An 11659-nucleotide genomic window follows, 5' to 3' on the forward strand; every position below is an offset into this window, starting at 1 on the left:
GATAAATAAGGTGACAAAAATAAGTAGATTATAAGAAAGAGTTTTATATATCTTTATAATTAATTTATATAATTCACAGATTAATATGATTAATTTTTATCGGAGAATTTTGATTCTTTATCATTTCTTGCAAGGATAATAATGGCCAATCTCGTTCGGCAGAAATTAACGATTCTGATTTATCTAAAAGTTTGAAAGTTTTGCATGCATAGTCAGCAGCATATATTGAATTGCAACGTGAGCAGTTGCGGCTGCATGACCCGCAGACCTCGCTGCAGCTATTGCTGATTTGTTTTCAGTTTCACGTGCAGCAGCATGGGCAGCAAATGCGGCTTTGCGGGCATCAAGCATTTTGAGTTCATCATTTACCCATTCCTTTGCTGCTTCAATAGCCTTTCTCGGCCTCATATCATTTGGAACTTTTTCTTCAACCCAAGGTAATACATGTTCAGCACAAGCAGCCGCCCATAAAGTCAATATTTTGTGCCATGATTTATCCTTTATTAATATATTTATATCGCTATATTTCATCACTCCAAACACTATTATAATAAGGTATTATTCTCTCATTTGTAATTTCTTTAAGATGGCTGCTGTTTTTGAGTCAAATGACGCACCGTAGCCTGTAACCAAAATCCTTTCAATCTAGATTTAGATTCCAAACCATACACCGTTGCCTCGCCACCCGGGTCTGAATCTCCCTCGTATCTGTAGACATCTACTATTTCCAAATCTTCAGTTTCAAATTTTTGTATACCGCAAACTATAAAATTTTCTTCCAAATTGAAATCCATACCTAACCTTCTGAACGAGGTTGATTGATAGCTTCCGTGACCGTGTTTTAATGAGTTTTATGATGCATAGCCTTCTATATTTAACTTTGTTAGGGTATTGATTTTCTAATTTATTCAACGCAATTTTATTACCTCCTACCACACCTATCTCGCCACTCCGCTTTAAATTTTTCCCGTTCTTCAGGAGTCATGTTCATCATTTTTTCTTTCATGGCCCGACTATCTTTAATAGGTGGTCGCCCGCCACGGCCTTTGAAGCCGCCAAATAAGATGCGGCAAAGGATTAGTAAGCCAATGGCTTTTATATAAGTGAGTGTGCCTGCTGTGGGGATGAGTTCGGGCATAATATTGTTCCATAAAAGCATCACGGCTAATCCACCAAGTAATATAAATCCTAGGGCGAAAATGGGGAACAGATAAAATCTTTTATTGTACATAATTGTATATTTTTAATATTGTAAAAAATCTTTGTATAAATTGTTGAGTCGCTCGCGAAGGTGCTTTACAGCATAGCCTTTACGTGATATAATGATTTTGATATTTTCTTCACTTTGGTCTGCAATTTTTTGCAAACTTATATCTTCTAATTCATTTTGAATAAATACCGTTTTTTGTTTTTCGGGTAATTCGTCCAGTGCATTCATTAGTTCATCCCAAAATATTTTTTTGAAATATTCATCTTCTGGATTGTGACTCTTACTGAGAAGAATTTCTTTAAAATTTACTTCCCCATTATCGCTCACCAACCAAAAATCTTCAATTGATTCGGTTTTCTTTTTCCTGAAATTATCAGTGATTTTATTTTTTGCTACGCGGCACAACCAGCCACTAATGCTCTCGATACTTTCTACCTCAGTAATATTGCTAAACTGGTACCACACATCTTGCAAAATATCTTCTGCATCTTCATCGGTAGCTACTTTGCTGCGGATGAATGACAACATTTTTTTGCTATATTCATTTACAGTTTGTATTATATTTTGTCTATTACGTTGCATTGCAATTTCCACCTCATCTCCTTTTTTTTATTGGTAGACGAATGGGATTGAGTTTTACTTTAAATTTTTGTGCAAGGATAATGAAAAAAAGCCGGCATATAAATAGTTAGAAGGAAATGCTAGGTATATTTGTCTTGTCGAGCGAGCGAGACATCTTCTGCTGCCATTAACCATGTGTTAAATTCACGCATCGTCGATTCCTTCCCGAAAGCGTTCGGGATCGGGAAGACAAAAACCAGAAAAGGTTGTTCTGGCTTTTGATATATATGCCAAAAAACGGGATACATATTTTTAATGTTTTAATTATATTTGTAGCCTTACAACATAATAATTATGGGAAAATTTCATGAAACCATCCAAGATTCCACTAGAGAATTCATTGCAAAACAACATATTTTTTTTGTGGCAACTGCTCCATTAACTAGCGAAGGACATATCAATTTGTCACCCAAGGGATTGGACGCTTTTCGTATATTGTCTCCAACAAAAGTTGCCTATATGGATTTGATTGGTAGCGGAAACGAAACGGCTGCACATATATTTGAAAATAGGCGAATTACTTTTATGTTTTGTTCATTCGACAAAGTGCCTAATATATTGCGTTTATATGGGAATGCTTATACTGTTTCGCCTAAAGATTCAGGATGGGAAGAACTTTCAACAAATTTTAAAATATATCCTAGTACAAGGCAAATAATTGTTGCTGACAATACAAAATCCAAACATCATGTGGGTATGGAGTTCCTAATTATGAGTACAAAGGTGAAAAGACCATACACTTTCATTGGGCTGAAAAGAAAGGTGAGAAGAGACTTGAAGATTATATCGCAGAAAAGAATTCGGTGAGTTTGGACGGACTGCCCACAAATATATAAAACCGATCAATCGATTATATAGTGGTATATTTGCACCTTAAAAAATATAGATGAATATCACAGATAATATACAATCATTTGCTTCTAGTATCGAGCAAAGTATTGCAGATAATGTTTTTGTAAGCCTGTCATTAGGTAATTATAAAGGGAACGAAGATCAGCTCAAGAATATATATATCAAAAAAATATTGATCAAACGCGAAGAGAAATTGAACTTTACTTATAGATATAAAACCAAAGATATTGTAAAAAACTATGATGCAAAAGAAGCAATCGAGCTTACACAAAAATCATTGAATGAAGGTTTTAGATTTGCTACTTTATTTACTGCGGATTTTGATTTGCAATTGGAGAATTTTAACAATGAACGAATTGTTGTAAAAAAGCTCAAAGCAACTAAAACTGCTGCTATCTCAACAGAACACGACCACGCCAAGAAGCGTATTATTACTGCACAGGACAAAGCTTACCTGCACGAATTGAAAATAACAGATGATGCTGGTAATGTATATAAGAATGCACAGGATAAATACAAACAAATGAATCATTATATAGAGATTCTTAGTTCGTTGATTAAAGATATGCCGCAAGAAAAAATTAAGAAAGTGGTGGACATGGGCTGTGGAAAGGGGTATCTAACCTTTGCATTATATGATTATTTGACGAATGTATTAAAGATACAAACCGAAGTGATAGGGGTGGAGACTCGCAAAGATTTGGTAGAATTATGTAATACTATTGCTCAAAAATCGAAATATGATAAACTTGGTTTTGTAGAAGGAACCATCGAAGAATATGATAGTGCAGGAACCAACATATTAATTGCTCTGCACGCCTGCGATACTGCTACAGACGATGCCATATACAAGGGAATCAATTCAGAAGCAGATTTGATAGTAGTTGCACCCTGTTGCCATAAGCAAATTCGCAGACAGATGGAGAAAGACCCCACATCGAATGATATAGATTTTTTAACCAAACATGGAATATTTTTGGAACGCCAAGCAGAGATGGTCACAGATGGTATGCGTGCAATGATATTGGAATATTTTGGATATAAAACCAAAGTTATGGAATTTATTTCAGATGCTCATACCCCCAAGAATGTTATGATAGTAGCTGTCAAAAATACAAAGCAAGTAGAAAAGAATGAAGATATCTTATTGCAATTTCAAGAAGCCAAAGCATATTTTGGAATCACTTATCACCATTTAGAAAGATTGTTGGGATTATAATATAATAGTAAATTGACCACACATTTAGATAATAAAGTTTTAGATTTGATTGGCACGCATTTGACCGAGTTGCCTGAATTAACTAATGATATAGAAGAATTATTGCTTGATAGAAATTCTCTTACAGCACTCCCCAATGATATAGGAAATCTAGGCAATCTTAAAGTATTAAATGCATTTAGCAATCAATTAACTTCAATTCCCGAAAGTATAGGTCAATTAAAAAATCTTGAGATATTTAATATAGGGAATAATCATATATCAAAATTGCCTAATAGTTTTGGAGATTTGTCAAACTTAACTATGTGTGATATTGGGCATAATGATTTGGAGGAGCTGCCTAATTCCATTGGTGGTTTGACTAATATACAATTCCTTTATCTCAGTACAAATAGTATTACAATTGTTCCAGAAAGTTTAGGCGATTTGCAATCATTATTATATCTCAATATTGCAGAAAACAAATTAACTTCCTTACCTGATTCAATAGGAAATTTAACTAATTTAATAGAATTGAGATTATATAATAATTCGCTGAATAAAATCCCTGAAAGCATTGGTAATATTGCAAATTTGAGAGAATGTTATTTCATGGATAATCAAATTAGTATACTCCCTGATAGTATTGGAAATTTAAAACAATTAAGAAAATTAAGTTGCGAAAAAAATAATTTAGAAGAACTTCCAAACACAATTTCAAACTTGGAATTATTGACAGAATTAAATTTACGTAAAAATAAATTAAAGCAAATTCCGGAATCAATAGTTATGATGGAAAGCTTAGTGTATTTGGATTTGAGAGCCAATCAACTTACTTCACTCCCTGGTAGTATTGCCAATATTTCCACTTTGGAGAAATTGGATTTACGGTGGAATAATTTCAAGGAATTGCCTAGCTGTATTGAAGTTTTAAGAGAAAGAGGCTGTATTGTATTTGTATAATACTTGGTCAATATGTCACGATTTTAAGAATGGTCAATTATATGGAGAAAGGCGAAATCTAATTTATATATCATGTTCAATAAAGCATATAATATTGCCAATAAATATACGCATCCACTAATAGTAGCCATGCGGTTTTACGACAATACTGTGGACAGTGGTTTGGGCTCATTCGTAGTATTAAACAATGAAGGCTGGGTTATTACGGCAGCTCATAACCTGGGTGCTGCTTTTGCATTCAATCAGCATAAGGATGAGATGAAAATACATGAACAAAATAAGGATCAAAATACTTCATTAATTCCTAACAGTAAATGGATTACAGATTTTGCTATTTTACTTAGTGGACAGAAAATAAATATTATAGAAAGTCATATATATCAAGAACATGATTTGGCATTTTTAAGGATTGACCCTCAGATTTTGCATGGACAAACTATATTTCCTAAAATCAAAAAAGCAAACAATATAAGTCCCGGAACTAGCTTGTGTAAGCTAGGTTTCCCGTTTGTGGAAGTGAGAGCGACATTTAATCCAAGTACCAAAGATTTTACTTTGCCACCCAATTTATTGCCCATTCCCTTATTTCCCATCGAAGGAATATATACTCGAAATATGAAGATGGGGAAATCGAAAGATGGCACTATGGATGTATTATTTTTGGAAACTTCATCGCCCGGATTGAAAGGACAAAGCGGCGGACCTATATTTGATGTGGAAGGAAATATATATGCCATACAATCGCAGAATGTTACCTTGCCTTTAGGTTTTAAAGGCACGATAGAAGTAAACGGACAAGTGATAGAAGAGAATCAGTTTTTCAATGTGGGAATCGGTGTGCATCCATTTACAATAGAAACTTTGCTCAACAAACATCAAATAAAATATCAATCTGCAGAATAAAACTATTATATAATATATGCAAACCTATATAGCCATACTCCGCGGTATCAATGTAAGTGGGTAGAAGACAATAAAAATGAATATATAAAGTTATTTAATTGTTTTGCCCGAATGGATATAGAAATACGAAATTGAACTATAATTTTTTCGAAAATAAATTGAAAGTAACTGTTACAACAAGGATTTGGAAAACGGTGAAAGTGCCGTGTAGATTGTTAGTCTGAGTTTATCGTTTGTCATGTTGAGTTTATCGAAACATACAAACGTTACAGTCTTCGATATCCGCCGCAGCGGACAGACTGACAAAAAAAACATCTTTCAATTACAATTGTTATATATATATTCAAACAAGTAAGACAATGGAAAACACAAGGAAAGTAAAACGTATTTTACTAGCACCCGAAGTAATGATGGGTGATATCAAATTAAGACAAGCCTTGCCAGTTGGCGATTTGGAGCAAATTAGTCCGTTTATATTATTGCATCATTTCGACAAAGAAATGCTACCTGGCGAAGCAAAATTCAATGTGCCACCGCATCCACATCGTGGGTTTAGTCCCATTACTTTTATGTTTGAGGGAGCAGTGGAGCACGAAGATTCGTTGGGAAATAAGAAAGTAATTCATGACAATGAAGTGCAATGGATTAATGCAGGTCGTGGTATTATACATAGCGAAAAAGCTGATAAAGATTTTGCCGAAAGGGGAGGGCATTATCAGGGAATACAATTATGGGTGAATACGCCGCGTGCACTCAAAATGCAGCCCGCTTCTTACCAACCTATTACCTCAAATGAAATAGTTTTGATAGAAAAAGAAGGGGTGGAATTTCGCTTGGTTTCGGGAAAGTATAATGATTATGAAGGTCCTGCAAACTCGGATGTATTCACTGCTATGCTACGAATGAAAGCAAATAGTCATTATACATTTAATTTTCCTGCAACTAGTAATGTTGTTTTTTATGTATTGGAAGGCGAAATGAAAATAAATAATATTCAAGTTGCCAAACAACATAATTTGATTGTATTTGAAAGCGGTGATGGCGATATATTGCTCGAAGCAAGTAGCGACGCAAAACTTTTGCTCATGGCGGGTGAACCTATTGATGAACCTTTGGTTTCTTATGGCCCTTTTGTAATGACTTCACAAACAGAAATTATGGAAGCAATGCGAGATTATCAGATGGGCAAGATGGGGTTTTTGGCCGCCAGTAGTGGAGGGGAAGTACAAGATAGTTAGCCCGCCGCGGCGAGAAGTATAAAGTATGAAGTAGTTGGAAAAACTCACTGCCGTCATTCTTTACTTGTTTCAGAATCTAATACACTAAAATATTAACCGTGGCGAACAGGATGAAGTCGCTACTCCAAACGATGTTATTATATTTTTTCTACAATAAAAATTATTGACTTGTATTTAAAAATACCATAACTTCGCCCCGTCTAACCAATCAAGTAAGTATTATAATATCATGAGTAATTCATTTAACCTCTCCAAAGGAACAAAGGAAAATCCTTGGAAATTAAAAACTCCTCCGGGCACCTCAGAATACGAAATGTATAAAGAAGCAAAAGACGGAAAAGATATATTAGTTTGTGTGGTAGGAAAAACCATTTTACATTATGATTATCGTTGTATAAATGACCTTCATAATATGTTAGAAGAACATGGCAATTGGATTTTCCTTGGCAGTGCTGACGAGCAGAAACCTGTAACAGAAGGAACGGTAGAAGCTTGGGGCCGTTCAGAAAAAAACCCGGTTGGTGGATGGTATGGTTTGAAGAAGGGGCTTCGCGGCCGTTTCGGAATGTATTTGCCGCCATTGTTAGAAGAATTGGGATTGGCAGAGTTAGAACACAATCCTAAGAACAATAGGATGCAGGCATTATAATATATATGGTATCGTCATCCTGAGTATTGCTTCAATAAGAAGGATCTCTATTTAGATAGACGTTTATTGATATATTATATTTTCTCTCTCAACATTTCAGAATAGCCCATATTTCGGTTGAGTGCATTAATAGCCCTCATAATGCGTTTTGCTTTTGTTTCATCTGTCTTTGCCGAGGCAATCCATTTCGAAAAATAGTGTTGATGCGATTTTGCCAAAGTATTAAAAAACTTTAATCCATTTTCCTCCGTCGCTAGGCATTCCATAAAATCTTGATCATATATAATAGGACTATTATCGACCTCCATTTGCACGTTAATCATATCCCCTTGTCGCCTGCCAATATTACTCCTAACCTCTCCGTTCATTGCCAATATAAAACCACCATCGCCCATTGGTAGCAGGGCCATTCCTTTAAAAGTATAATTATCCAATTTCCCTTTTACCCTAAAAGATTTTTTGGTATTGGGCTTGATTTGCGAGGCAATTTCTTCTGATATTCCTATATATGTCCAACCCGATTTTTCTCCTCTATCAGCAAATTTTCTTAAGGGTGTTGTAAAAGATACCATCGACAACTATATATTATTTAAACAGATATTATTATTTTTTACTTCCTACTACTAGTGCTCCAAACAAGGCAAATGCTGCTATGCCATTATGACTTTCCAAAACTGATTCGAACAAGAAAGCCGAACCAAATATTCCGATAACTGACAAAGCCAAAAAGGAACTTCCCCTGCCTTTGATGATGGTATATAATATAAAGATAAGTGATAATAAACCTATAATACCCAAACATGCCAACTGTTCTAGATATTGGTTGTGTGCTTCTTGCAACCGCACTTCTGGTCCTATTTTCTTTGTATCATAATGTGTAGTCATGGTGTTTGGTAAATCAGAAACGCCCACTCCAATTACAGGGTGCTCTTCAAATACTTTCCAGCATATTTTCCATGCTTCAAAACGCATTGAAATAGAATAATAATTTAGATATTTCCCATTGAAATAGTGATCCATATCTTCAACGGTATTATCAATCCTATTCTTAAAACTTGTAGAAGTATAATACCCCCCAATAGGAATTAATATAGCAGTAAGACCTAACAATAACGCAGTTTTCCATTGTTTTTTTACTACCACCAATTGTATTAGTAACAAAAATAAAGTAATATAAAAAGCAGCTAATCCTGTGCGAGAAGATAATATATGAAGGCAAACTAATAATATAATACTTGCAGCCAGCCACATTTTTTGTTTCCCCAAACTGTTCCGCCATAGATGGAAACAAATTAAAACTACTAGGCCATTAAAAATGCTAAAGTATATATGTGATAGTCCAGATACAATGGGCATTCCCACTGATTTGGTTATTTGTATATTTATCTCATCATAATGTATAAAATAATTTACCACGCTAGAAATTGCCACCAATAATACAGCCAAGCAAAAAGTAGTAAGGACACTTTTTACCAACTGGGCGTTACACACTATAAGCCCGGCAGGGATCAGTATGAAAGATATTTTGCGGGTAACTTCTAATTGCCATTCAGGTATATCATCACACCACAACCCACTTATAAGTTGCCAAAACCAATATAGTGCAAATGCAATATATATATTGTTTTTCCAATCTTTTGCATTGTTGAGTAATAGACCGCATAGAAAAAGTAATACAGCACCTAAACTCATTAAACCTGGGAAATGCCCCAACACTAAACCCGCAGCCACAGAGCAAGCAGCAATGGATTGAACAAATTTTATTTTTGATATGTGTGCGGGATTTGATAAAATCACTCAGGCAAAAATAAGGGATTTAGGATTTAGGAATGAAGTTAAATCATAATTTGCCGCAGCGGAATAAATCATTATCCGCCGCGGCAGAAAAATTCATTCAATCATTCAATAAAAACGGGGCCGGTAGAAAAATCCCATAATTAATAGGATTTGACCTCCGCCGTATCGCAACCTTCTACCGTTACACTCTTTCGAGCTCATTCCTACAAGTAGGCCGAAGCCTGGTTTTGTTACTTTGGTTCAGTCGGTATATGAATAGTGTTGAATTTTTCTTATACTCCAGCCCCGGCACAAAAGTAATGGATAATGGTTAATTATTAGCAGTTAATGCTGTGCGGCGGTATCCAATTGGGATCTTTATTATGCACTGATTTAGTAATGTCATTATTAATAGGCGTAAGCAACATTAACCCCTAATAATTAACCATTGTTACGTATTTTCGCAGAATAAAAAACAAAGCAAAAATGAAAAGAATATTATTATTTACTACAACATTATTATGTGCGGTATCTGCATTTTCGCAGGTTAAGCTTAATCAAAACGATTTTCCAAAAGCTTGGGAGAAGTACATCCTTGCTCGAGATACTTCATTTTCATCGGGTGTGAGTATTGGAGCTGGAGGCACTAACCAAGTATGGGATTATAGTGCCGTGTTTGGTGCCGACCTTTACGATACCCTTAAATATTCGCGTGCCAGTGATCATCCGAAGTATGCTCAATTCCCAGAAGCAAATTTAGTTTCAGTAAGCTCACGCAACAAGAGCGAAAGTTTTATCAAAATTGATTCAACAGGTGTATGGAGTTATTTTGGTAATCCATTAGATCCTTCTGCAAATGCTTTGGTTTTAAAAGTTCACACCCTCAATATGCCTATGACTTACGGTGGTAAAGTTATTGATTCTTTTAAATTTGTTCAGTCAATTCCAGTTGATACTATCCCATTCCTCGATTCGGTAAGAATTTCTGTTAACGTTATATCATATACCGACGTAGATGCTTGGGGGCAATTGAAATTACCTAATAAAACTTATACAAATTGTTTAAGATTAAAAACGTGGAATGATCAAAAAATAAAAATAGAAATTCATAATACATTCACCAAATCGTGGACAAATGCACCATTTGCTCCACCAAGTCCAAATACAAATCCTTCTTACCTTTTCTTTGCCCAGGGCGAAGGAGACAAAGTATTAGAACTTTCTGCGGATTCAAATAATAATATTTCGCGTGCTGACTATCGCTCAAGTTCTGTATTGGGAATAAACAATGTAATCAGTGCAACGAATACAAATATATATCCTAATCCTGCAAACAATATAATATATATAAATTGCGATGCAAATCAGCAAATAAATATATATAATGCCGAAGGAAAACAAGTATTAAGCAATACCAAATTGTATAAAGGGATAAATACTTTAAATATTGCTGATTTAGAAAATGGAATATATTTCTATCGTGGAATTACTAATACTGGTGGTGCTATAGAAGGTAGGTTTGTGAAGAATTAAAAAAAACATAGACAACAAAAAAGCCACTTCAAAATTCTGAAGTGGCTTTTTTATTTGCAAAACTGTTCACCAGATTATTGGTTATTAGGTTTGGGTGCTTTGTTCGGGCCGCCTTTATGAGACCCTTTGTGGCATTTGCCTTTCTTGCCTTTGTGGCATTGTTTGGCATGTTGGTGTTTTGCTTTTGGACCTGGGCCTGCATTGGCTGCAACACTGAAGCAGGTGAACATAGCTACTAGGGCTAGAATCATTAACTTTTTCATGATTGTTTTTTAATTTATAAATTGTTATTGTAAGCTGGCCACTGCCAAACTTTTTTCTTGTTTTAATCTATGAGTGGGATAGATTGGGATAGTTTAATCTAATGCCGAAACTCAATATATAATAGTCCAAAAAAAGGGGGACTAATCCCGAATGCTTTCGGGATGTAGTTCGGCATTACCATTCTAAAAACTAATCTGCCACAGGCGGAGAACTATTATAGTTTAAGAAATGGTACAAGATAAAATGTAGACTTTATTTTTACATTTCGCTTTCGTGATTTTTGTTTTTGGAAAATGTCCCAAGTATTTGTCCTCCCAGTCCCGAAAGAATTCGGGAGAGGGATCTCACATTGCTGAAAAGTATAGTAAGGTTTTTAAATCGTAGATGTCTCTCCCGCAAGCTTGCGGGACGACATGACAAACTATTAGAAAAGTATACTATTGGCGACTCAA

General features: G+C 35.0%; 13 protein-coding genes and 1 pseudogene. 7 read left to right on the plus strand and 7 right to left on the minus strand.

Features of this window, described 5'->3' with window-relative positions; genetic code table 11:
• Positions 1 to 183 precede the first annotated feature (183 nt).
• The 4 genes from SGJ10_01875 to SGJ10_01890 form a co-directional block, all read right to left on the minus strand.
• Entirely contained in the window at positions 184 to 531 is a 348-nt protein-coding gene (locus SGJ10_01875; protein MDZ4756874.1) for an Imm5 family immunity protein, read from the minus strand.
• 50 nt (positions 532 to 581) lie between these two features.
• Positions 582 to 794 (minus strand): hypothetical protein, encoded by a 213-nt coding sequence (locus tag SGJ10_01880; protein MDZ4756875.1) that lies wholly within the window; start codon positions 792 to 794, stop codon positions 582 to 584.
• 128 nt (positions 795 to 922) lie between these two features.
• Positions 923 to 1231: a hypothetical protein gene (locus SGJ10_01885; protein MDZ4756876.1), complete on the minus strand. Its 309-nt coding sequence runs from the start codon at positions 1229 to 1231 to the stop codon at positions 923 to 925.
• Positions 1232 to 1243: 12 nt separating this feature from the next.
• A complete protein-coding gene (locus SGJ10_01890; protein ID MDZ4756877.1) occupies positions 1244 to 1792 on the minus strand; it encodes an RNA polymerase sigma factor in 549 nt (182 codons plus the stop codon).
• Between the two features lie 333 nt (positions 1793 to 2125).
• Between SGJ10_01890 and SGJ10_01895 the strand changes: the two are divergent.
• From SGJ10_01895 to SGJ10_01920, 6 genes and pseudogenes are all read left to right on the plus strand, one after another.
• A pseudogene (locus SGJ10_01895) lies at positions 2126 to 2667 on the plus strand (pyridoxamine 5'-phosphate oxidase family protein).
• Between the two features lie 50 nt (positions 2668 to 2717).
• Positions 2718 to 3902 (plus strand): SAM-dependent methyltransferase, encoded by a 1185-nt coding sequence (locus SGJ10_01900; protein ID MDZ4756878.1) that lies wholly within the window; start codon positions 2718 to 2720, stop codon positions 3900 to 3902.
• A 12-nt stretch (positions 3903 to 3914) separates the two neighbouring features.
• The gene (locus SGJ10_01905; GenBank protein MDZ4756879.1) at positions 3915 to 4844 is read left to right on the plus strand and encodes a leucine-rich repeat domain-containing protein; all 930 of its coding nucleotides are present in this window, start codon (positions 3915 to 3917) and stop codon (positions 4842 to 4844) included.
• Positions 4845 to 4916: 72 nt separating this feature from the next.
• Positions 4917 to 5747, plus strand: coding sequence for a serine protease (locus tag SGJ10_01910; GenBank protein MDZ4756880.1), 831 nt, complete (start codon positions 4917 to 4919; stop codon positions 5745 to 5747).
• 359 nt (positions 5748 to 6106) lie between these two features.
• Positions 6107 to 6985 carry a pirin family protein gene (locus SGJ10_01915; GenBank protein MDZ4756881.1) on the plus strand — a complete coding sequence of 293 codons (879 nt, stop codon included), beginning with the start codon at positions 6107 to 6109 and terminating at the stop codon, positions 6983 to 6985.
• Positions 6986 to 7214: 229 nt separating this feature from the next.
• Entirely contained in the window at positions 7215 to 7634 is a 420-nt protein-coding gene (locus SGJ10_01920) for a hypothetical protein (GenBank protein ID MDZ4756882.1), read from the plus strand.
• Positions 7635 to 7708: 74 nt separating this feature from the next.
• Here the strand turns inward: SGJ10_01920 and SGJ10_01925 are convergent, their stop codons facing one another.
• Together SGJ10_01925 and SGJ10_01930 are read right to left on the minus strand one after the other, a co-directional pair.
• Positions 7709 to 8206, minus strand: coding sequence for a YdeI/OmpD-associated family protein (locus SGJ10_01925; protein ID MDZ4756883.1), 498 nt, complete (start codon positions 8204 to 8206; stop codon positions 7709 to 7711).
• Positions 8207 to 8237: 31 nt separating this feature from the next.
• The gene (locus tag SGJ10_01930) at positions 8238 to 9431 is read right to left on the minus strand and encodes an O-antigen ligase family protein (GenBank protein ID MDZ4756884.1); all 1194 of its coding nucleotides are present in this window, start codon (positions 9429 to 9431) and stop codon (positions 8238 to 8240) included.
• 465 nt (positions 9432 to 9896) lie between these two features.
• Between SGJ10_01930 and SGJ10_01935 the strand changes: the two genes are divergently transcribed.
• The gene (locus tag SGJ10_01935; GenBank protein MDZ4756885.1) at positions 9897 to 10943 is read left to right on the plus strand and encodes a T9SS type A sorting domain-containing protein; all 1047 of its coding nucleotides are present in this window, start codon (positions 9897 to 9899) and stop codon (positions 10941 to 10943) included.
• Positions 10944 to 11017: 74 nt separating this feature from the next.
• Here the strand turns inward: SGJ10_01935 and SGJ10_01940 are convergent, their stop codons facing one another.
• On the minus strand, positions 11018 to 11206 hold the full coding sequence (locus tag SGJ10_01940) for a hypothetical protein (protein MDZ4756886.1): 189 nt from the start codon (positions 11204 to 11206) through the stop codon (positions 11018 to 11020).
• Positions 11207 to 11659 lie beyond the last annotated feature (453 nt).

Source organism: Bacteroidota bacterium (assembly GCA_034439655.1).
Taxonomy (GTDB): Bacteria; Bacteroidota; Bacteroidia; order UKL13-3; family UKL13-3; genus CANJUD01.

Excerpts from the sequence above, each read along its gene's own strand:
- SGJ10_01875 (MDZ4756874.1), bottom strand. The coding sequence starts at position 531 with ATGAAATATAGCGATATAAATATATTAATAAAGGATAAATCATGGCAC.
- SGJ10_01880 (MDZ4756875.1), bottom strand. The coding sequence starts at position 794 with ATGGATTTCAATTTGGAAGAAAATTTTATAGTTTGCGGTATACAAAAA.
- SGJ10_01885 (MDZ4756876.1), bottom strand. The coding sequence starts at position 1,231 with ATGTACAATAAAAGATTTTATCTGTTCCCCATTTTCGCCCTAGGATTT.
- SGJ10_01890 (MDZ4756877.1), bottom strand. The coding sequence starts at position 1,792 with ATGCAACGTAATAGACAAAATATAATACAAACTGTAAATGAATATAGC.
- SGJ10_01900 (MDZ4756878.1), top strand. The coding sequence starts at position 2,718 with ATGAATATCACAGATAATATACAATCATTTGCTTCTAGTATCGAGCAA.
- SGJ10_01910 (MDZ4756880.1), top strand. The coding sequence starts at position 4,917 with ATGTTCAATAAAGCATATAATATTGCCAATAAATATACGCATCCACTA.
- SGJ10_01915 (MDZ4756881.1), top strand. The coding sequence starts at position 6,107 with ATGGAAAACACAAGGAAAGTAAAACGTATTTTACTAGCACCCGAAGTA.
- SGJ10_01920 (MDZ4756882.1), top strand. The coding sequence starts at position 7,215 with ATGAGTAATTCATTTAACCTCTCCAAAGGAACAAAGGAAAATCCTTGG.
- SGJ10_01925 (MDZ4756883.1), bottom strand. The coding sequence starts at position 8,206 with ATGGTATCTTTTACAACACCCTTAAGAAAATTTGCTGATAGAGGAGAA.
- SGJ10_01935 (MDZ4756885.1), top strand. The coding sequence starts at position 9,897 with ATGAAAAGAATATTATTATTTACTACAACATTATTATGTGCGGTATCT.
- SGJ10_01940 (MDZ4756886.1), bottom strand. The coding sequence starts at position 11,206 with ATGAAAAAGTTAATGATTCTAGCCCTAGTAGCTATGTTCACCTGCTTC.